This window comes from Microbacterium sp. NPDC058345, assembly GCF_042723855.1.
Taxonomy (GTDB): domain Bacteria; phylum Actinomycetota; class Actinomycetes; order Actinomycetales; family Microbacteriaceae; genus Microbacterium.
The window spans coordinates 393,512-413,138 of sequence record NZ_JBHXIG010000002.1; the positions used below are offsets into that span (position 1 = coordinate 393,512).

The window sequence follows — 19,627 nt, forward strand, 5'->3', positions numbered from 1 at the left end:
CCAGCCTACCGGGTGGGTCGTACATACGTTCGAGCGACACGCTCCGCGTTCGCCCAGGCACGCTGCGCGGGGGTGAGCTCTCCGGCGGCGCCGCCGGAGGTGCCGCCCCGGCGCCAGGCGTGACACAGCGCGATCGCCAGGGCGTCCGCGGCGTCAGCGGGCTGCGGCGGAGCATCCAGGCGCAGGATGCGGGCGATCATGGACTGCACCTGGCGCTTGTCGGCGGAGCCGTACCCGGTGACGGCGGCCTTGACCTCGCTGGGCGTGTGCGTGGCGGCCGGCAGCCCCGCCTCGGCGGCGATGAGCAGCGCCACACCCGAGGCCTGAGCGGTGCCCATGACGGTCTGCACGTTGTGCTGCGCGAAGACGCGCTCGACGGCGACGGCATCCGGTCGGTGCTCCGCTATGACCGCGCGGATGCCGGCGGCGACGGCGGCGAGCCGCTCGTGCAGCTCAGCGTCCGCGGGGGTTCGCACCACGCCGACGTGCACCAGGCTGGCGCGCCGCGACCGATCGACATCGACGATGCCGATGCCGCAGCGGGTCAGGCCCGGATCGATGCCCAGGATGCGCAGAGAGGAGCTCACTCCCCCAGGCTACGAGGCGACGAGAGCCCCGGACGCAGGCGCGCCCGGGGCTCTGAGGACCCGCGGTGACCCGCCGTCCGGTATGCAGCGGGGGCCCCGCGCCCCGAGGCTCGCGTCAGCGCGAAGCGATGACGTGAGGGGGCGTGGCGGGGCCCCGCGCCCCGAGGCTCGCGTCAGCGCGAAGCGATGAGGTGAGGGGGGGTGGGGACTAGTCGTCGTCGCTCTCGAGTTCCGCCTGCACCTCGGGGGTGAGATCGAAGTTGCTGAAGACGTTCTGCACGTCGTCGCTGTCCTCGAGCGCATCGATGAGGCGGAAGATCTTGCGCGCCGTGTCGACGTCGATCTCGACCTTGAGGTTCGGCACGAACTCGACGTCCGCCGACTCGTAGTCGATGCCCGCCTCCTGCAGCGCCGTGCGCACCGAGACCAGGTCGGTCGCCTCGGTGATGACCTCGAACCCCTCGGCGTGCGGCTCGATCTCCTCGGCGCCCGCCTCTAGGGCGGCCATCATGACGTCATCCTCGGTGGTGCCCTCGGCGCCGACCACGATGACGCCCTTGCGGGTGAAGTTGTACGCCACCGAGCCGGGGTCTGCCAGCGTCCCGCCGTTGCGGGTCAGTGCGGTGCGCACCTCGGCCGCCGCGCGGTTCTTGTTGTCGGTGAGGCACTCGATCATCAGCGCGACGCCGTTGGGGCCATAGCCCTCGTACATGATCGACGAGTACTCGACAGCCTCGCCGCCGATGCCCGCGCCGCGCTTCACTGCGCGGTCGATGTTGTCCTTGGGGACCGAGGTCTTCTTCGCTTTCTGCACGGCATCGAACAACGTCGGGTTGCCGGCCAGGTCGGGACCGCCCAGCTTCGCGGCGACCTCGATGTTCTTGATGAGCTTGGCCCACGACTTCGCGCGGCGCGCATCGATGACGGCCTTCTTGTGTTTGGTCGTCGCCCACTTGGAGTGCCCGGACATATATCTCCGCTCGTGTGTCGCGCCCTCTCGGGGAGGAGGGCGTCGTCCATTCTATGCACGGCGTGTCTTGTCCGGCGTGGCGGCGGTTGGCGGCTGATAGCTTCGACGCATCGATGCCGGAGGAGCGAGCATGAGAGCAGGCGCCGACCGGCTCCGGCCGGAATGGCGGTCACTGCCGCCCCGACTGCGCGAGCGCGTGCGGTCGGCGATCGGTGGCGACGTCGTCGCCGACGTCCCCGCGCACGGCGGATTCAGCGCCTGCTACGCCGGCACGGTGCAGACGACCTCCGGACGCGCGTTCGTCAAGGCGATCGGCCCCGACGGGCACAACGACTCGCGCACCTTCCTGCGGCGCGAGATCGGCGTGCTGAGAACCGTGCCCGCTGCTCACGCTCCTGCGGTGCTGGCGAGCGTCGACGACGAGGACGGCAGCGCTCTCGTGCTCGAGGTGATCGACGGAGAGCATCCGGGTGCGCCGTGGAGCGAGGCGCAGCTCCACGCCGTCGCCTCCGAGCTGAGCAGCCTCGCCCACACGACAGCCGCCGAGGGAGTGCCGGCCGCCGAGCAGTCGATGCTCCCCGATTTCGCACGCTGGGCGGGGATCGACCGTGATCACGGCCTGCGTTCCGGCCTTCCCACTGGTCTGCGGGAGCGGATGCCGGCGTTGCAGGATCTCGACACGCAGCTGCCGCACACGCTCGCCGGCTCGACCCTGGTGCACGGTGACCTGCGTGCTGACAACATCCTGATCGATGACGGTCGCGCCCGGCTTCTCGATTGGCCGCATGCTCTGCGCGGGGCCGCCTGGCTGGACCTGCCGCTGCTGCTGCCGTCGGTCGAAGCGTCCGGCGGCCCGCGATGCGAGGACGCCTGGGAGCTCTTCCGCACGCACGGCGCGCCGCCGATGGCGTCTCTGCTGCCGGTGATCTCGGCGTTCGCCTCCTTCCTGTGGTGGGGTCAGGCCCAGCCCGAGATCCCCGAGCTGCCGGGGTTGCGAGCCTTTCAACGCGCACAGAGCGTCGCTGCGCTGCGCTGGCTCGACGCCGTGCTCTGACCGTTCCCTGCGCCGGTCGCCGAATGTCTTGTCCGGCGTGGCGGGTGGTGGGAGACTTCGCTCATGGATGATCGAGAGCGTGCTCTCGACGCCGCTCACCGCCGCGCCCGGGAGTTCCTGCAGACCCTCGACGATCGTCCGGTGTGGCCGCGCGCGAGCCTGGACGACATGCTGGAGGTGTTCGGAGGGCCGCTTCCCGAGGGCTCCCAGGATGCCGCGGATGTGATCGACGAGATGGCGGGCGGCGCCGACCCCGGTCTCGTCGCGATACCGGGTGGACGGTTCTTCGGCTTCGTGATCGGCGGGACGCAGCCGGCCGCTTTGGCCGCCGATTGGCTCGTCTCCGCCTGGGATCAGAACTCGGGCTCGTCGCGTCTGACACCCGCCACGGTGGCTCTGGAGCGCGCCGCCGGGCAGTGGATGCTGGAGCTGCTGGGTCTGCCCGCGTCCGCCAGCGTCGGATTCGTCACCGGCGGTCAGGTCGCCAACTTCACCTGTCTCGCCGCCGCGCGCAACGCCGTGCTCGCGAAGGCCGGGTGGGATCTCGCCACCCGGGGTCTGCGAGGCGCTCCGCCGCTGCGTTTCGTGGTCGGCGCCGACCGGCACGGTTCGATCGATCGGGCCGCGCGCTTTCTCGGCATCGGCAGCGACGAGGTCACGATCGTGGACGCCGACGATCAGGGCCGGATGCGCCCCGATGCGCTGGAAGCCGCGGTGGCCGACGACAAGACTCCGCTGATCGTGTGCCTTCAGGCCGGAGAGGTGCACACCGGCGCCTTCGACGACTTCGCGACGCTCATCCCGATCGTCAGGCGCTGCGGCGGATGGGTGCACGTGGACGGCGCCTTCGGCCTCTGGGCCGCGGCATCTCCGGCGCTTGGCGCCCTGACCGCCGGGATGGATGAGGCCGACTCGTGGGCGACCGACGCCCACAAGACCCTGAACGTGCCGTACGACTGCGGCATGGCGATCGTCCGCGACCCCGCCGATTCGATCTCCGTCTTCCGCACCGGCGGCGACTATCTCATCTACTCGGGGCTCGATCCGTGGGACGTCACGCCGGAGCTCTCCCGGCGGGCGCGAGGCGTGCCCGCCTGGGCCGCTCTGCGCAGCATGGGCCGTCGCGGCGTCGCCGGTCTCATCGACCGACTGCATGAGAACGCGCGGGCGATGGCCGAGGGATTGGCGTCGATCGACGGGCTGGAGGTGCTCAACGACGTCGTCTACACCCAGGTGATGATCCGACTCGGGTCGGACGCGGCGACGCGGGCGCTCGGCGAGGCGATCCTCGAAGACGGCACGGCGGCCCTCACCGGAGCCGAGTGGCGCGGACGGGCGGCGCTGCGCTGCTCGATGTCTTCCTGGGCGACCACGCCGGCCGACATCGACCGCACGGTCGAAGCGATCCGCACGCTGGCCGCGACGACCTAGACGCCTGCGGTCCGCGCCGCCGCCGCGAGCAGACGCCGGTGGAACCGCGCCTCCCCGCTGATCTCCGGATGAAAGCTCAGGCCGATCAGGTTGCCCTGCTCGACGGCGACGACCCGTCCGTCGTCGAGCGCGGCGAGGGTCGTGGCCGACGGGCCGACCGACTCGACCACCGGGCCGCGGATGAAGGCGGCCCGCACCGGCTCATCGCCGAGTGCGGCGATGTGCAGCTCGGCCTCGAACGACTCCGTCTGCCGTCCGAACGCGTTGCGGCGCACGACGACATCCAGTCCGCCGAAGGTCTGCTGCCCGTCGATCGCGTCGAGCACCGAGTCCGCGAGCATGATCAGTCCGGCGCAGGTGCCGAGCACCGGCATCCCTCCCCGGATGGCGTCGCGGATCGGCTGCGCCAGCCCGAAGGCGCGCGAGAGCTTGTCGATGACCGTGGACTCGCCGCCGGGGATGACGAGCCCGGAGACGCTCGCGAGCTCCTCGGGACGGCGCACCGCCACGACCTCGGCGCCGAGATCCGCGAGCAGGGCGGCGTGCTCGCGCACGTCGCCCTGCAGCGCGAGGACGCCGACCTTCGGCTTACCAGCCACGCTCGGCGAGGCGGTGCGGGGCGGGCAGGTCCGACACGTTGATGCCGACCATCGCCTCGCCGAGCCCGCGGGAGACCTCGGCGATGACCTTGGGGTCGTCGTAGAACGTAGTGGCCTTGACGATCGCCTTCGCCCGGGCCGCCGGGTCGCCGGACTTGAAGATGCCCGAGCCGACGAACACGCCGTCGGCGCCCAGCTGCATCATCATCGCCGCATCCGCCGGGGTGGCGACACCGCCGGCGACGAACAGCACCACCGGCAGCGTGCCGGTCTCGGCGATCTCGGCGACCAGCTCGTACGGCGCCTGCAGCTCCTTGGCGGCGACGTACAGCTCGTCCTTCGACAGCGCGCCGAGCGCGGCGATCTCGCCGCGGATCTTGCGGATGTGCTTCATCGCCTCCGAGACGTCGCCGGTGCCGGCCTCGCCCTTCGATCGGATCATGGCCGCGCCCTCGGTGATGCGCCGCAGCGCCTCCCCGAGATGAGTGGCGCCGCAGACGAACGGCACGGTGAACGGCCACTTGTCGATGTGGTTCACGTAGTCGGCGGGCGAGAGCACCTCGGACTCATCGATGTAGTCGACGCCCAGCTCCTGCAGCACCTGCGCCTCGACGAAGTGGCCGATGCGCGCCTTCGCCATGACGGGGATCGACACGGACGAGATGATGCTGTCGATCATGTCGGGGTCGCTCATGCGCGAGACGCCGCCCTGGGCGCGGATGTCGGCCGGCACGCGCTCGAGAGCCATCACGGCGACCGCGCCGGCGTCCTCGGCGATCTTGGCCTGCTCCGCCGTGACGACGTCCATGATGACGCCGCCCTTCAGCATCTCGGCCAGGCCGCGCTTCACGCGCTGCGATCCGGTGGTGGGGTTCTCGGTGGATGCCATGGGTCACTCCTCTTGTGACAAAAAACGGTTTGGCCTATGTCAAAAGATAGCACCCTAGAATCGACACGATGGACGTCGATATCTCGGGAAGCACGGCAGCGGAGATCGCCGACAGCGTGCGATCGCTGCGCGAGCGAGGGATGCTGCGCGCCGGTGACGCTCTTCCGCCGGTGCGGGAGCTCGCCGGCATCCTCGGCGTGAACCGCAACACCGCCGTCGCCGCCTACCGCCAGCTCGCCCAGGCCGGTCTCGTGATCTCCCGCGGCCGCGGAGGAACCCTGATCGCCGGCGCCGGCAGCGTCGCGCAGGAGGGTGTGGCCGCCGACACCGTGCTGCAGGACATCGGCTCGGGCAATCCCGATCCTCAGCTCATCCCCGATCCGACGGCGGCGCTCGGCCGCATCGTCGGCCGCCCGGTGCTCTACGGCGAACCGGTGATCGACCGCGGGCTCGAGGAGTGGGCGAGGGAGTGGATGATCACCGACCTTCCCCGGGAGGACCTGCGCATCTCGGTCACCAGCGGAGCGGTCGACGCCGTGGAGCGCCTGCTGGCTCAGGCGCTGACACGCGACGACGCCGTCGCGCTCGAGGACCCGTGCTTCCTGGCCAGCATCCACACCGTCCGGCTCGGCGGCTACCGCGCTGTGCCCGTGCCGGTCGACGACGAGGGCATGACGGTCGACGGCCTGCAGGCGGCTCTCGATGCCGGCGTGCGCGCGATCATCAGCACGCCGCGCGCACAGAACCCCACCGGGGTGAGCCTCTCCCCCGCCCGTGCCGCCGCCCTGCGCGAGGTGCTGGCGCCGCATCCGTACGTGCTCATCATCGAGGACGACCACTTCTCGCTGCTGTCGACGCACCCCTACGCCTCTCTCATCGGCGCCGAGCATCGCCGATACGCGCTGGTGCGCTCGGTGTCGAAGTTCCTCGGGCCCGACATGTGCCTCGCGCTCGCCGCGACGGACGCCACCACCGCCGAGCGCCTCGCGATGCGGCTGAGCCCCGGAACCACCTGGGTGAGTCACCTGCTGCAGCGTCTCGCGCATGCGCAGCTGACCGATCCCGGCGCGCGGGCGCAGATCGAGAGAGCCGCCGCGCACTACGCGCAGCGCAACGCCGCGTTCGCGTCCGAGCTCACCGCGCGCGGCATCGACACCGTCTCCTCCGACGGACTCAGCCTGTGGGTGCGTCTCGACGTGCCGGCGAGGGTCGCCGCCGAACGGCTGATGCGCCGCGGCTGGCTGGCGCGCACCGGCGACGAGTTCCGGCTGGATGACACCTCAGCGGCATCCCCTCATCTGCGCCTGACCGTGCACGACCTCTCGGATGCGGATGCCACGCGCCTGCTCGCCGATCTGACGGCGTCCGCGCGATAGCGGGCGCGGGTGAGAGGATGTCAGGATGAAGATCCTCTCGATCCAGTCGGCCGTCGCGTATGGTCACGTGGGCAACTCGGCCGCCGTCTTCCCGCTGCAGCGCATCGGCGTCGAGGTGCTGCCGGTGTACACCGTGAACTTCTCGAATCACACGGGATACGGTGCGTGGCGCGGCCCGATGATCGATCCGAGCGACGTTCGCGAGGTGATCACCGGCATCGAGGAGCGCGGTGTCTTCCCGCAGATCGACGCCGTGCTGAGCGGCTATCAGGGCGGCGAGGGCATCGGAGACGTCATCATCGACGCCGTGACGCGGGTCAAGCGGGCGAATCCGGATGCCGTGTACGCCTGCGACCCGGTGATGGGCAACGCGAAGTCGGGATGCTTCGTGGCACCCGCGATCCCCGACCTGCTGCGCGATCGCGTGGTGCCGGTGGCCGACATCATCACGCCCAACCAGTTCGAGCTGGGGTACCTGACGAACACCTCCCCTGACACCCTCGAGTCCACGCTGGCCTCGGTGGATGCGGCGAGGGCGATGGGTCCCTCGACGGTGCTGGTGACCTCGGTGGAACGCCCCGACCGCGACGAGGGCACGATCGAGATGATGGCCGTCGACGAGAAGGGCGCCTGGCTGGTCTCCACTCCGCACCTTCCGATGAAGGCGAACGGGTCGGGCGATGTGACGGCGGCGCTGTTCACCGCGCACTACGTCTCGACGGGTGATGCGAAGCTCGCGCTGGAGCGGACCGTGTCGAGTGTGTTCGACCTGCTGCAGCGGACGCTGGACTCCGGCGAGCGGGAGCTGCAGCTCATCGAAGCGCAGGAGTGCTACGCGAACCCGCGCCTGCAGTTCACCGCGCGACAGGTGCGCTGAGCTCCAGCGGCCGCCGGCAGGCGACGCCCGGGAGCGGGTCGGTCTAGCGCGGCCAGGCGTGCGCGACGGCTTCGCGCACCTCGCCGAGCAGCTGCGGCAGCGCCTTGGTCTTCGCGATGATCGGGAAGAAGTTCGCGTCCGACGACCAGCGCGGCACGATGTGCTGATGCAGGTGCGCGTCGACACCCGCGCCGGCGACCGCGCCCTGATTCATGCCGAGGTTGAAGCCGTCGCAGCGCGACACCTCGCGCAGCACCCGCATGCCGGTCTGCGTAAGCGCGCCGATCTCGGCGACCTCGTCGGGCGTGGCCTGATCGTAGGTCGCGATGTGCCGGTACGGGCAGACCAGCAGGTGCCCGGAGTTGTACGGGAACAGGTTGAGCAGCACGAACGCCGTCTCGCCGCGCGCGACGATGAGCCGCTCGGGATCCGGATGCTTCGGCGCCTCGCAGAACGGGCACTGCTCGCGCATGGACTCCCGACCGGCGTTGATGTACGCCATGCGGTGCGGCGTCCACAGCCGCTGGAACTCGTCCGGCACACCGGCGAGGCGGTCGCCGTCTTCGGCGGCGACCGCCTCGTCGGCGTGCGCGTCGGTCACGCGAGGTCCTCCGACGTCATCACACGCGCGTGCGACGCCACGGCCGAGCCTATGCGATCGATCGCGGCAGCGATCGGCACGCCGTTCTCCTGCGAGCCGTCGCGGAAGCGGAACGACACGGTGCCCGCAGCGCGGTCCTGCTCGCCGGCGATGAGCAGCAGAGGCACCTTGGCGGTGGTGTGGTTGCGGATCTTCTTCTGCATCCGGTCGTCGGAGTGGTCGACCTCGGCCCGGATGCCGGCGGAGCGCAGCTGGGCGACGACCTCATCGAGGTACGGCGCATACTCCTCGGCGACGGGGATGCCGACGACCTGTGCGGGGGCGAGCCAGAGCGGGAAGTCACCGGCGTAGTGCTCGAGCAGGATCGCGAAGAACCGCTCCACCGATCCGAGCAGCGCGCGGTGGATCATCACCGGACGGTGCTTGTTGCCGTCCGGGCCGGTGTACTCGAGTTCGAAGCGCTCGGGCTGGTTGAAGTCCAGCTGGATGGTCGACATCTGCCAGGTGCGCCCGATCGCGTCCCGCGCCTGTACCGAGATCTTCGGGCCGTAGAACGCCGCGCCACCCGGGTCGGCGACGAGCTCGAGGCCCGATTCCAGGGCGACCTCGCGCAGCGTCTCGATCGCGGTGGACCACTGCTCGGGCTCGCCGAGGAACTTCGGGTTGCCCTCCTCGTTGGTGGACAGCTCGAGATAGAAGTCGTTCAGGCCGTAGTCGCGCAGAAGTTCGAGCACGAGGTTGAGGTTGGTGGTGAGCTCCTCGCGCACCTGATCCTGTGCGACGTAGATGTGCGCGTCGTCCTGGGTCAGCCCACGCACGCGGGTGAGGCCCGAGAGGGTGCCGCTCTTCTCGTAGCGGTACACCGTGCCGAACTCCGCCAGGCGCAGGGGCAGCTCGCGGTAGCTGCGTCCGCGCGAGCGGAAGATCAGGTTGTGGAACGGACAGTTCATCGGCTTCAGGTAGTAGTCCTGCCCCTGCCGGGTGACGTTCCCGTCTTCGTCGACGACCTCATCGAGATGCATCGGGGGGAACATGCCGTCGGCGTAGGTCTGCAGGTGGCCCGAAGTCTGGAACAGGTCCTTCTTGGTGATGTGCGGGCTGTTCACCACGTCGTACCCGTTGCGCAGCAGATGACGGCGCAGGTTCTCCTCGATCTCGTAGCGGATGATGCCGCCCTTCGGGTGGAACACCGCCAGACCGGAGCCGATCTCGTCCGGGAACGAGAAGAGGTCCATCTCCACGCCGAGCTTGCGATGGTCGCGCCGCTCGGCCTCGGCGAGGCGCTCCTGATGGGCGCGCAGCTCGTCCTTGGTCGGCCACGCGGTGCCGTAGATGCGCTGCAGCTGCGGGTTCTTCTCACTGCCCCGCCAGTACGCGGCGGCGACGCGGGTCAGATCCCATCCGTTGCCCAGCATCCGGGTGTTCGGCACGTGCGGCCCGCGGCACAGGTCCTTCCACGCCACCTCGCCGTCCTTGGTCACGTTGTCGTAGATGGTGAGCTCACCCTCGCCGACCTCGACCGATGCGCCTTCGGCAGCCTCGGAGGATCCGCCCTTGAGGCCGATGAGCTCGAGCTTGAACGGCTCATCCGCCAGCTCCGCACGAGCCTCCTCGTCGGTCACCACGCGGCGCACGAAGCGCTGACCCTCGCGGATGATGCGCTGCATCTCCTTCGAGATGGCCTTGAGGTCCTCGGGAGTGAACGGCTCGTCGACGCCGAAGTCGTAGTAGAAGCCGTCGGTGATGGGCGGACCGATGCCGAGGTTCGACTGCGGGCGGATGCGCTGCACGGCCTGCGCGAGCACATGGGCGGTCGAATGGCGCAGGATGTCGAGTCCGAGCGGGCTGTCGACGGTCACCGGCTCGACCACATCGGTCTCGGTGACCGTCGCGGCGAGGTCCTTGAGGGCGCCGTTCACCTGCATGGCGATGACGGAACGATCGGTGAACAGGGCGAAGCCGTCGCGCTTCTCGGGGCTCGGCTGGGCGATGTCTGACACGGGAATTCTCCAGATAGCGATGGAATGGGTCGGCTCAGCTTCGGGCGCGATGCGCCCTGCCCGCTCAGGCGCCCGGCGTTCGCGTGACGGCGCCGGTGACGACGGTCACGTGAAAGGTCGACACGGATTCCATGCTTCGAGTCTACTCACCGCAGTGCATCCCCGTCTGCGTCATCATGGCGCAGACGAGACCTCGATCGGCTCCCGTGGAGCCCATCGAGGTCTCGAGCCTGCGACGGCTGACCGTTGCCCTCAGGCGGTCAGACGCTCGTGTTGCGTCCGCTCACCGCGCGGATGATCCATCCGATGACGGCGATGGCGAGGACGATCAGTCCCACCCACAGCAGGAAGTTCAGCGACTGCACCAGCCCGCCGGTGATGGCCAGGATGATCGCGATGACAGCGACGATGATGAGGACGATGTTCATGACCGTTCCTTTCGTTCGCGGACCGTGGGGCCCGTAGAACACCGAACGTAGGGCGTGCCGGATGCTGCGCGGGAGGGGGTTGACGCGAGCCGTTCCGGCGGGGACGGAACCGCCCTGAACGACGAAAACCCCCGGCTGAGCCGGGGGTTCTCCGTGGTGCGCGATACTGGGATCGAACCAGTGACCTCTTCCGTGTCAGGGAAGCGCGCTACCGCTGCGCCAATCGCGCCTAGAAGGCTATTCAGTTGTGCAGAGAGGTGGCGACGGGATTCGAACCCGTGTAAACGGCTTTGCAGGCCGGTGCCTAGCCTCTCGGCCACGCCACCGCGAGGTGGATTCGAACCCACATGCGGAAACCCCCCGGAGGGGGCTCCTGCACTCGAGCGGATGACGAGACTCGAACTCGCGACCCTCACCTTGGCAAGGTGATGCGCTACCAACTGCGCTACATCCGCATTCTTTTGTTGTCTCCCGGCGTCCCGGGCACTTCAAATACATTAGCCCAGGTTGGGCGCATCGCAAAACCGCGTCGCGCGGTCGGGCGTGTCCGGCGCGGCCGCTCACAGCGCCACGCCCGGACGACTGCACGGTGTCGGCGCAGGTGCCGCGATCGGGTATGCTCTTGATCTGTGCCCGCGTGCACGACACAACTTCACAGGGGCGATTGGCGCAGTTGGTAGCGCGCTTCCTTCACACGGAAGAGGTCGTCGGTTCGAGTCCGGCATCGCCCACCCAAGATCGAATGTTCAAACCCACGACGTCAGCGGATTGACGTCCTCCCCGGCACGCAGCTGGCCTCGTAGGCCAGCGCTGCGGCGTGGAGCGACGGATAGGGCAACGTGTCGCATAGCAGCATCCCGCTCGGCGTCTCGTCGATGTTCTCCGTCGCAGAGACGAACATGACGCCGGCCTCGTTGTAGGCAACCGGTTCCATGTGGGCGTGAACGGTCGACGTTCGAGCGAGGATCGGAGAGAACGCGGTCGCAGGTGCGGCGCCTGGTTTACGGGTTGGCCGTGACATGCGCCCGACCTGGGTTGGGAAGGTCGCACGGCCGATCCGAGTGTCAGTGTGCGACACGACAGAAGACCACTGCTCTGGTGCCGAGCTTGAACGATGCGATGGGCCGAGGAGTCTCGTCCAGGTTCGGCTTGCGGCCGCGAGTCGCGACCGCGATCACGGCGCCATCGTCGAGTACCTCCTCCAGTGCCCTCAGCATGCCGTTGATCCCTGCCGCCCTATCGGGTCCGTCCCACGACGTCTGCTCGCCGTATGGGATGTCGGTGATGACGAGATTCGGGCGCTGGCCGTTCAGAGCGCGTCTCAGCTGATCGGAGTTGAAGACGTCTGCCTGTGCGACCCCATGCGCCAGTGCTCCGCCGCGCTCTGCGAGTCCGCGCGCGAGTCGCTGAGCCGCCGCGGCGGCATCGAGGTATGCGGGTTTGCCCAGTCGTTCGGCTCGTGCGCGCAGTTCATCTGAGCGGGCGTCCATGCCGTGTTCGCTCAGCAGGTCGAGGTTCTTCCGGGCCAGGATCAATGCTGCTGGGTCCACGTCGGTGCCGAGAACGCTGGTGATGTCGCGGCGATGCAGGAACGCAAGTGCCGTGAGGAGGTGACCACTGCCGCAGCAGGGGTCCCAGACCTGTGCTGTAGAGCTTGGCACGAGTGCAAGGGCGCGTTGAAACATCTCGCTCGCGAGGCGGACAGGGAACTGTGGGAATCCTGGTGCGGAGTGCAGCACCCCGCCCGAGAAGTCGGAGTAGTTTTCGCGCGTGAGGGCGTACCGATAGGCCATTCGTGCTCCCTACGATCGGCCGCGCTGGCGGATGGCCTCGTAGAGCGTGACCGTGGCGGCGCTTGCGGCGTTCAACGAGCTGGCAGCACCCCCGATGGGAATCCGTGCCATGACATCGCAGGCCTCCCGCCATCCGGCGCTCAGCCCGGCGGTCTCATTGCCGATCACGAGCACGGTGGGGCCGGTCAGGTCGAGGTCCGCGATGTCGTCGGCCCCGTTCTCGTCGGTCCCGACGATGGTGAGGGAGACGCCCGCCGCGCGCTGCTCTCTTGCCCAGGCGAGTACGGGCTGATGCGACGGCGATCGGACGATCGGCACCGCGAACAGGGACCCGGTGGAGGCGCGGACGGACTTGGGGTCGTACGGGTCAGCGCCATGTCCGGTGACGATGAGTCCAGAGCCGCCGAACGCGTCCAGCGACCGGACGATGGTGCCGATGTTGCCGGGCATGGCAGGACGGTCGAAGACCATCCCGAGGAATGACGGCTCCACGGTGATGCGGGACAGGTGATCGTCCGGCATCTCCACCACTGCCACCAACTCGGGCGCATCCTGGTCTTTGTCGCTCAATCGGTGCAGGAGCTCGGGCGCCATTGCCACGCGTTCGCCCACTGTCTGCTCGAGCATCTGTGTGCCCCATCGCGACAACGGCCGGTCCCCGTCATAGAGCACGGCGCGGATCGACCACCCTCTCTCGATAGCGAGGCTGATCGGACGCACTCCCTGCACGAGGAACTCGCCGGCTCGTTGTCGCTTATTCCTGTTGCGTAGCAACGCCTCCCATTGCTGGAATCGCGCATTCGGGCGTGAGATGCGCAGCATGGGCCTAGGCGCGTTCAACGGGGATCCAGACTTCGGCGGGCGCCTCGCGGTGCTCATCTCCGCGGTCAGTGAGGATCGATGGCCCCGGGCGTAAACGCCAAGGATTCGAGGGAAACCACTCGCGGACGATGGTCATCCATGCGGACTGAAATGACGCGGTCGTGCGAAACACGGCCCACGTGCCCGTAGGCACCTCGATCAGATCGAGTCCGTCGGGAACAGGCGACGGCGTATCGAGGGCGACACCGAACAAGAACGTGAACTGGCTGCCCTCCGCATAGTCGGGGTCAACGTCTGCGCTGACCTGGAGCAGGCCAGCCGGTTCGGTGTCACCGAGTGCCTTGAGGCGCCCACGCTCCTCAGCCGGCAGCGACGCGATGTGCGCCTCGATGTGAGGATTCCGCCCCTGATGGACGAGCGGAACGCGGGCCGCGTAGCCGACGAGGCGGAAGGCGGGGCCGTCGATGATGCGAGTTTCCACAGTGCTTCCCTTCGAGTGCCGGGCGCGCCGGGGCGCCCTTCGAGGAGGCATCCACCCCGTCTCTGAACGGAGCTGCCCCTTGGCTTCCAGCGTGTGCGTCGTCTGTCGTCGGCACCCGATAATCCGTGCCCGATTTCGTCGCGCAGAGCTCGTGGGCCTTCGAGCTGGGATGCCGGTCGAGCACGTCTCGCTGCGCTGCGGTCGCGGCCACAGAACGCGGACAAGAACCCGCGGAATTCCGCGGCCTCTCTGTTTTCCGGCCGGTCGGCGTCCTCGGCGGAACATGCGCGGATCGGGGCACCGCTGTCAAGGGACAGCACAGATCGTTCCTGACGTCGTATCTTCTCAGGAACGCGAAGCGCACGACTTCGCGTCGCATCACGTGAGGAGTTGCCATGGGCATCAGAAGCGATCGCAACGACATCAGCACCGAGCCGTCGCCGGACGCCTCCGAGCACGACAACCTCGGCGCACGGGACGGCAAGGGCACGCCGGCCACCGTCCCGCCGAACGAGGACGAGGGCGACGTCGTGGCGGAGGAGCCCTCCGAGGAATGATCGATGCCGCGGGGCGGGCGAGGCCTGTCCCCCGCGCGGCGTCAGGCCCACGGCCTGCCGTCCGCGAGCCCCGTCGGGACGAGACCCTGACGGGGCTTCTTCGTCCTGACCGGTGACGTAGTCTGAAGGTGGCGCGTCGGGGAATCTGTCGACACCTCGTCAGCGGAATCGCATGGCACACTCGAAGCCATGAGACCCCGACCGACGAAAGTCGCGCCCATCGAAAGCGCACCCGGCTCGCCCTGGAGGCCGGCGCTCAAGTCGGCGGGCATCGCCGCGGGCCTGTGGGCGACCTACCCCGTCGGAATCGTTCTCGGAATGGTGGCCGCCTTCCTCCCCTTGCTGACCATCGTCCCCTTTCTCGCTCCGTTCGCCCTTGTCGCCTACACCTCCGTGCTGGCGGTACGAACCGTTGAGCACCGCCGGCTGTGGCCGATCGTCACCGGCTTCCTCGGCGCGCTCGCGACGTCGGGGTTCGCCATCTTCTACGCCGTCACGCTCGGCGAATCCGTAGCCAACCTCGGCGGGTGAGGCTGCTCGCAGAGAGCTCATGCAGCACAAGGTCAACCGCGCCTGGGACGTCCCTCGTATGCTGTCGCGTCGCTCAGCATCTCGATGGAATCCCGATATCCACCAGGACACTCCGTCGACGAAGCGAGTTGGGTCGCGGCCGCGCTGCGCGGAACGCTTAGCACAGACTTCGTTCCGATGCTCCCCCCGTTCCCGGCAGGGAGCTCCTGCGTCACGCTGGGGTCATGTTCGACCGGCTTCGCGACGATTCTCCACTCCTGCTGATCCGCGGATACGACTTCGCGTCGCACATCTGGTCGCGCGTGCAGGAGGGCGCCCGTTCGGCGCCGATGCGACTGCTCGGTCGAGACGCGATCCTGGTGCGGGGCAGCGAGGCGGTGCGCCTGTTCTACGATGAGCGGCTGATCGCCAGGCACGGTGCGATGCCGGCATTCGTGCAGGAGGTGCTGTTCGGTCACGGCTCCGTGCACAGCCTGGACGGCGCCGAGCATCGGCACCGCAAGGCCACCTTCGTCGACGTGGCCTATGACGACGACCACGCCGCACGGCTGCTGCCCGAGCTGGAGCGGGAATGGCGCGCCGAGCGGGACGCCTGGCTCGAGGGCGGCCGGCGCAGCGCGTATACCGCCGCGGTGGGCGCCTTCGGGCGCGCCGTGATGCGCTGGGCGGGTCTGCCGGGCACACCGGCGGCCAAGACGCGCTGGTCACGGCGTCTCGCGCAGATTGTCGACGGCTTCGGCGCGCCGTACTCCCCCGCGTTCCTGCTCGCGCTTTTCCATCGCTCGTGGTCCGACCGCCACGCAGGCCGCCTCGTCCGGGCCGTCCGCGACGGGCGACTGGCCGCTGCCGAGGGCACAGCGCTGCACGAGTGGGCGTGGCACCGCGACCGACAGGGGCACCTTCTCGACGAACGACTCGCAGGCATCGAGCTGCAGAACGTCATCCGCCCGACGATCGCCGTGGCCCGCTTCGTCGCCTTCGCCGCCAAGGAGCTGCATGACCGGCCGGCGTGGCGCGAGCGGATCGCCGCGGAGACGAGCGAGCGCGGCACCCTGACCGGCGGCGCCCTGGCTGTCGCCTTCGCCCAGGAGATCCGGCGGACAGCACCCTTCGTGCCGATGCTGCCGGGTTGGGCGCTCGCCGACGTGGAGTTCGACGGGCAGCGCGTTCCCTCCGGCGGAAGAGTCGTCATCGACATCCAGGGCACCGATCTCGACGCCGGCTCCTGGGCGCGACCGCGTGAGTTCCGCCCCGAGCGCTTCATCGGCCGCACCGATTACGAGGAGCTGACCGCCTTCATCCCGCACGGCGGCGGTGACGTCGCCGGCGGACATCGCTGCCCTGGCGAGAAGCTCGCGATCGCCGGTCTCGCGACCGCGATCGCCGCACTCAGCGATCCGCGCGTCACCATCCTCGACGACGGCCTCGACGTGAATCGGCGGCGGTTGCCCACGAAACCGTCCTCCGGAGGAGGCGTGCGGGCCGGTGGCTCCGCGCCGGGATGCCCCATGCACACCGAAACGAAGGGAGATGCGTCATGAAGGCGCTCACATGGCAGGGAAAGCGCGACGTGCAGGTCGAGGAAGTGCCGGATCCGCGCATTGAAGAGGCGACGGACGCCATCATCCGCGTGACCTCGACCGCCATCTGCGGTTCCGACCTGCACCTGTACGAACTGCTCGGGCCGTTCCTCGACAAGGGCGACATCCTCGGGCACGAGCCCATGGGCGAGGTCGTGGAAGTAGGCTCCGCGGTGCGGGACCTGCGTGTCGGCGACCGGGTCGTCGTCCCGTTCAACATCTCGTGCGGCGAATGCTGGTTCTGCCGCAGGGGCCTGCAGACGCAGTGCGCCACGACCCAGGTACGCGAGTACGGCAGCGGCGCGGCGCTGTTCGGCTACACCAAGCTCTACGGACAGGTTCCCGGCGGGCAGGCCGAGTACCTGCGGGTGCCGCTCGCCGACCAGAACCACATCCCGGCGGGTTCCGATCTGCCCGACGAGCGCTACCTGTTCCTCAGCGACGTGCTCGCCACCGCCTGGCAGGGCGTCGAGTACGCGCATGTGCCGCAGGACGGCGTCGTCGCCGTGCTCGGTCTCGGTCCCGTCGGACAGTTCGCAACCCGTGTCGCCCGGTTCCTCGGGCACCGCGTGCTCGCGATCGACCCGGTGCCCGAGCGCCGGGCGATGGCGCGGCGCCACGGCATCGAGGTCTTCGATCTCGGCGACGACACCGTCGCCGAGCTGCGCGACCTCACCGAGGGGCGCGGGCCGGACTCGGTCATCGATGCGGTGGGGCTGGAGGCGCACGGCAGTCCGGCGATCTCCGTCATGCAGCAGGCGGTGGGACTGCTGCCCGACCCGCTGTCGCGCACGGTGATGGAGCACGCCGGCGTGGATCGTCTCGCCGCGCTGCACACGGCGATCGACCTCGTGCGGCGTGGTGGCACGATCTCGCTGTCCGGTGTGTATGCGGGCGATGCCGACATCATGCCCATGAAGACGATGTTCGACAAGCAAATCTCGCTGCGCATGGGCCAGTGCAACGTGAAGCGGTGGACGAACGACCTGCTTCCCCTCGTCGAGGCCCCCGACGATCCGCTCGGGGTGATGGATCTCGTGACGCATCACGTTCCGCTGGAGCGCGCACCGGAGATGTATCGCACCTTCCAGCGCAAGGAGGACGGATGCATCAAGGTGGTCCTGCACCCCGACCGCACCGGCACAGCGGCGAACTGAGCCGGCCCGGCCGGGATGCGGTCGCTCAGCGGCCGGCGTCGCTGCGGACGTTCCCGGGCGTGGGCTTCGACAGCAGCACCACGATCACCACGGTGATGCCGACGACGAGGTGGGGCAGCCACACGTTCGGCGCCTCGTCGGAGAATCCGAACAGCCACGGCGAGACGGCCAGGAACACGCTCGCGACGACGTCGAACACGAGGTGCACGGGCATCGGGATGACACCGAAAGGACCCCACTCGTAGCGGGTGAACAGGCTGTACACGATGAGCCCGACACCGAGCACGATGGGGATGATCACGGCGGGACCGCCGAGCTGGGCGAAGCCGAACAGCCAGGGCGCCGCGATGAGCGCGATGCCGACCAGGTAGTCGAGAACGCCATGGACCTTGGTGGGGATGAAGCGCATGATTCCTCCTTCTGATGCCGCCGCGTTATGCGGCTCGAAGGTGGTTCGCAGCGCCACCCGGATCGGATTGGAGCCGTTCTCAGTGGCTGCCCGTCCTGCGGGCGGTGTCGATCGCCCGCCCGACGCCGCCCGTCCACGGTTCCCCGTGCCCGGGCAGCAGCAGCCCGACGTCCGCGCCGCGCAGTGCCTCCACCGATTCCAGCGCCCTGGCACTGTCGGCGGTCGCCGCGCCTGCGACGATCTGCGGCCCCCGCGCCCCGGTGTAGGGGTCGAACGTCACGATCGCATCCCCGCTCATGACGACGCCGAGATGCTCGAACACGAAACTGCAGTGCCCGCCGGTGTGCCCCGGCGTCCAGACCACTCGTGGTCGCCCCGGCACATCGAGCGTCCGTCCGTCGGTCAGCCCGGGTGCCGCGGCGGTGCCCTTGACCGTCATCGCCCCACGCCAGGCCATCGCCGCCAGCCCCGGGATCGTCCGCGGATATCGCAGCGGGTAGATCCACCGCGCGCGTTCATGCGCGTAGCGATACGGATGCCGCACCAGCTCGGCGTCGTCGGGATGCACGAGCAGGCCGATGCCTTCATCACCCAGCCGGCGCGCCATGCCGACATGATCGAAATGTCCGTGGGTCAGAATCACCGCATCGATGTCGCCTCGCCGCGCGCCGAGGCGCTTCAGCAGCGAATCGAGCAGCGGCTGAGTGCCGGGCAGGCCGGCATCGACGAGCGTCATGCCGCCCTCGGCGACGACGAGGTAGCAGTTGACGTGTGCGACGTCGAGACGGTTCACACCGGGGGCGACCTCTGTCCACCCGGTCGGTCGTGTATTCATCCTTCCACGGTGCGCCGCCCGACGGGTTCGAGCAGGTGCCTTGCCGCCCCTGGGCGCGCGTGCTAACGGGCGCGGCTCACGCTCGCGCCCAGCCGTACCTGCGGATCAGCGCCTCGGCGACCAGCCCGTAGCGGTCCCGGTCGAGCACCGCAGCCTCGCGCCGCATGCCCTCGTGGTGCACGCTGTAGAGCCGTTCGATGTCGACCCACGACTCCCGTCCGCGGGAGTCCCATGCCCCTGCCCCGATGGGCAGATAGTCCCCGTCCCCGTCGTGCGGCTTGCTGGTCATGCGGACGGCGTACACGCGTTCGGCGGACTGGCGTCCGATCACCAGCACGGGACGGTCCTTGCCGCGGCCGTCGTTCTCCTCGTAGGGAACCCAGGTCCAGATCACCTCACCCGAATCCGGCAGGCTGTTGCGCGACGGCGAGTATCCGACGCCGACATCTTGCACCCGTTCCGGGTCGACGTGCGTCGTCTCGGTTCCCGGCATCCGTCCCGACGCGCTGTGCTCGCGTCCCTCGGGACGCAGCACGGCATCCGGATGCCGGGGGCGGGAGGGCCGCTTCGGGTCCTCCTTCGCCAGCATCCGGCCGAGGATGCCACTGAGGGTGGACAGGATGCTCTTCGTCGAACTCACCTGCCCACCC

General features: G+C 69.1%; 22 protein-coding genes and 4 tRNA genes. 9 read left to right on the forward strand and 17 right to left on the reverse strand.

The window, feature by feature from the left end; translation table 11 throughout:
• Positions 1 to 5: 5 nt before the first annotated feature.
• Both ruvC and ACFWH5_RS09520 read right to left on the reverse strand, forming a co-directional pair.
• Positions 6 to 587 carry a crossover junction endodeoxyribonuclease RuvC gene (gene ruvC, locus ACFWH5_RS09515; protein ID WP_378834230.1) on the reverse strand — a complete coding sequence of 194 codons (582 nt, stop codon included), beginning with the start codon at positions 585 to 587 and terminating at the stop codon, positions 6 to 8.
• 208 nt (positions 588 to 795) lie between these two features.
• Positions 796 to 1,557 (reverse strand): YebC/PmpR family DNA-binding transcriptional regulator, encoded by a 762-nt coding sequence (locus ACFWH5_RS09520; protein WP_378834231.1) that lies wholly within the window; start codon positions 1,555 to 1,557, stop codon positions 796 to 798.
• A 130-nt stretch (positions 1,558 to 1,687) separates the two neighbouring features.
• On the opposite strand from ACFWH5_RS09520, the gene ACFWH5_RS09525 reads away from it, so the two are divergent.
• Positions 1,688 to 2,611 (forward strand): phosphotransferase family protein, encoded by a 924-nt coding sequence (locus tag ACFWH5_RS09525; protein ID WP_378834233.1) that lies wholly within the window; start codon positions 1,688 to 1,690, stop codon positions 2,609 to 2,611.
• Positions 2,612 to 2,674: 63 nt separating this feature from the next.
• Positions 2,675 to 4,042, forward strand: a complete 1,368-nt coding sequence (locus ACFWH5_RS09530; RefSeq protein WP_378834234.1) for a pyridoxal phosphate-dependent decarboxylase family protein — start codon at positions 2,675 to 2,677, stop codon at positions 4,040 to 4,042.
• Here ACFWH5_RS09530 and pdxT read toward each other — a convergent pair.
• Both pdxT and pdxS read right to left on the reverse strand, forming a co-directional pair.
• Positions 4,039 to 4,641, reverse strand: a complete 603-nt coding sequence (pdxT, locus tag ACFWH5_RS09535; protein WP_378834235.1) for a pyridoxal 5'-phosphate synthase glutaminase subunit PdxT — start codon at positions 4,639 to 4,641, stop codon at positions 4,039 to 4,041. The genes ACFWH5_RS09530 and pdxT overlap by 4 nt on opposite strands.
• Positions 4,631 to 5,530 carry a pyridoxal 5'-phosphate synthase lyase subunit PdxS gene (pdxS, locus tag ACFWH5_RS09540; protein WP_378834237.1) on the reverse strand — a complete coding sequence of 300 codons (900 nt, stop codon included), beginning with the start codon at positions 5,528 to 5,530 and terminating at the stop codon, positions 4,631 to 4,633. The genes pdxT and pdxS overlap by 11 nt, the downstream gene beginning before the upstream one ends.
• 68 nt (positions 5,531 to 5,598) lie before the next feature.
• On the opposite strand from pdxS, the gene ACFWH5_RS09545 reads away from it, so the two are divergent.
• Positions 5,599 to 6,906, forward strand: coding sequence for an aminotransferase class I/II-fold pyridoxal phosphate-dependent enzyme (locus ACFWH5_RS09545; protein WP_378834238.1), 1,308 nt, complete (start codon positions 5,599 to 5,601; stop codon positions 6,904 to 6,906).
• A 25-nt stretch (positions 6,907 to 6,931) separates the two neighbouring features.
• Complete coding sequence (gene pdxY / locus ACFWH5_RS09550; RefSeq protein ID WP_378834239.1) at positions 6,932 to 7,783, forward strand: pyridoxal kinase PdxY; 852 nt, start codon at positions 6,932 to 6,934, stop codon at positions 7,781 to 7,783.
• 43 nt (positions 7,784 to 7,826) lie between these two features.
• On the opposite strand, the gene ACFWH5_RS09555 is transcribed toward pdxY, so the two are convergent.
• The 6 genes from ACFWH5_RS09555 to ACFWH5_RS09580 form a co-directional block, all read right to left on the reverse strand.
• On the reverse strand, positions 7,827 to 8,384 hold the full coding sequence (locus ACFWH5_RS09555; protein ID WP_378834241.1) for an HIT family protein: 558 nt from the start codon (positions 8,382 to 8,384) through the stop codon (positions 7,827 to 7,829).
• Positions 8,381 to 10,384 carry a threonine--tRNA ligase gene (gene thrS, locus ACFWH5_RS09560; RefSeq protein WP_378834242.1) on the reverse strand — a complete coding sequence of 668 codons (2,004 nt, stop codon included), beginning with the start codon at positions 10,382 to 10,384 and terminating at the stop codon, positions 8,381 to 8,383. The genes ACFWH5_RS09555 and thrS overlap by 4 nt, the downstream gene beginning before the upstream one ends.
• 260 nt (positions 10,385 to 10,644) lie before the next feature.
• A complete protein-coding gene (locus tag ACFWH5_RS09565; RefSeq protein ID WP_378834244.1) occupies positions 10,645 to 10,812 on the reverse strand; it encodes a hypothetical protein in 168 nt (55 codons plus the stop codon).
• A 154-nt stretch (positions 10,813 to 10,966) separates the two neighbouring features.
• Positions 10,967 to 11,041: transfer RNA gene (locus tag ACFWH5_RS09570), tRNA-Val, on the reverse strand.
• 26 nt (positions 11,042 to 11,067) lie between these two features.
• Positions 11,068 to 11,138, reverse strand: a tRNA-Cys gene (locus tag ACFWH5_RS09575).
• 56 nt (positions 11,139 to 11,194) lie between these two features.
• Positions 11,195 to 11,267: transfer RNA gene (locus tag ACFWH5_RS09580), tRNA-Gly, on the reverse strand.
• 203 nt (positions 11,268 to 11,470) lie between these two features.
• Here ACFWH5_RS09580 and ACFWH5_RS09585 point away from each other — a divergent pair.
• Positions 11,471 to 11,543: transfer RNA gene (locus ACFWH5_RS09585), tRNA-Val, on the forward strand.
• Between the two features lie 29 nt (positions 11,544 to 11,572).
• Here the strand turns inward: ACFWH5_RS09585 and ACFWH5_RS09590 are convergent.
• From ACFWH5_RS09590 to ACFWH5_RS09605, 4 genes are all read right to left on the reverse strand, one after another.
• Positions 11,573 to 11,746, reverse strand: a complete 174-nt coding sequence (locus ACFWH5_RS09590; protein ID WP_378834245.1) for a hypothetical protein — start codon at positions 11,744 to 11,746, stop codon at positions 11,573 to 11,575.
• A gap of 130 nt (positions 11,747 to 11,876) precedes the next feature.
• A complete protein-coding gene (locus tag ACFWH5_RS09595; RefSeq protein ID WP_378834246.1) occupies positions 11,877 to 12,605 on the reverse strand; it encodes a hypothetical protein in 729 nt (242 codons plus the stop codon).
• A gap of 9 nt (positions 12,606 to 12,614) precedes the next feature.
• On the reverse strand, positions 12,615 to 13,427 hold the full coding sequence (locus ACFWH5_RS09600) for a TrmH family RNA methyltransferase (RefSeq protein WP_378834248.1): 813 nt from the start codon (positions 13,425 to 13,427) through the stop codon (positions 12,615 to 12,617).
• Between the two features lie 4 nt (positions 13,428 to 13,431).
• The gene (locus ACFWH5_RS09605) at positions 13,432 to 13,908 is read right to left on the reverse strand and encodes a GyrI-like domain-containing protein (protein ID WP_378834249.1); all 477 of its coding nucleotides are present in this window, start codon (positions 13,906 to 13,908) and stop codon (positions 13,432 to 13,434) included.
• Between the two features lie 395 nt (positions 13,909 to 14,303).
• Between ACFWH5_RS09605 and ACFWH5_RS09610 the strand changes: the two genes are divergently transcribed.
• The 4 genes from ACFWH5_RS09610 to ACFWH5_RS09625 all read left to right on the forward strand — a co-directional run bounded on the left by ACFWH5_RS09610 (position 14,304) and on the right by ACFWH5_RS09625 (position 17,733).
• The gene (locus tag ACFWH5_RS09610; protein WP_378834250.1) at positions 14,304 to 14,465 is read left to right on the forward strand and encodes a hypothetical protein; all 162 of its coding nucleotides are present in this window, start codon (positions 14,304 to 14,306) and stop codon (positions 14,463 to 14,465) included.
• 189 nt (positions 14,466 to 14,654) lie between these two features.
• The gene (locus tag ACFWH5_RS09615) at positions 14,655 to 14,996 is read left to right on the forward strand and encodes a hypothetical protein (RefSeq protein ID WP_378834252.1); all 342 of its coding nucleotides are present in this window, start codon (positions 14,655 to 14,657) and stop codon (positions 14,994 to 14,996) included.
• Between the two features lie 224 nt (positions 14,997 to 15,220).
• Positions 15,221 to 16,537 (forward strand): cytochrome P450, encoded by a 1,317-nt coding sequence (locus ACFWH5_RS09620; RefSeq protein ID WP_378834253.1) that lies wholly within the window; start codon positions 15,221 to 15,223, stop codon positions 16,535 to 16,537.
• Positions 16,534 to 17,733, forward strand: coding sequence for a zinc-dependent alcohol dehydrogenase (locus tag ACFWH5_RS09625; protein WP_378834255.1), 1,200 nt, complete (start codon positions 16,534 to 16,536; stop codon positions 17,731 to 17,733). The genes ACFWH5_RS09620 and ACFWH5_RS09625 overlap by 4 nt, the downstream gene beginning before the upstream one ends.
• Before the next feature lie 25 nt (positions 17,734 to 17,758).
• Here the strand turns inward: ACFWH5_RS09625 and ACFWH5_RS09630 are convergent, their stop codons facing one another.
• From ACFWH5_RS09630 to ACFWH5_RS09640, 3 genes are all read right to left on the reverse strand, one after another.
• On the reverse strand, positions 17,759 to 18,142 hold the full coding sequence (locus ACFWH5_RS09630) for an SPW repeat protein (protein ID WP_378834256.1): 384 nt from the start codon (positions 18,140 to 18,142) through the stop codon (positions 17,759 to 17,761).
• A gap of 79 nt (positions 18,143 to 18,221) precedes the next feature.
• On the reverse strand, positions 18,222 to 18,977 hold the full coding sequence (locus ACFWH5_RS09635; protein ID WP_378834257.1) for an MBL fold metallo-hydrolase: 756 nt from the start codon (positions 18,975 to 18,977) through the stop codon (positions 18,222 to 18,224).
• Positions 18,978 to 19,053: 76 nt separating this feature from the next.
• Complete coding sequence (locus ACFWH5_RS09640) at positions 19,054 to 19,617, reverse strand: type II toxin-antitoxin system PemK/MazF family toxin (protein WP_378834258.1); 564 nt, start codon at positions 19,615 to 19,617, stop codon at positions 19,054 to 19,056.
• Between the last annotated feature and the right edge of the window lie 10 nt (positions 19,618 to 19,627).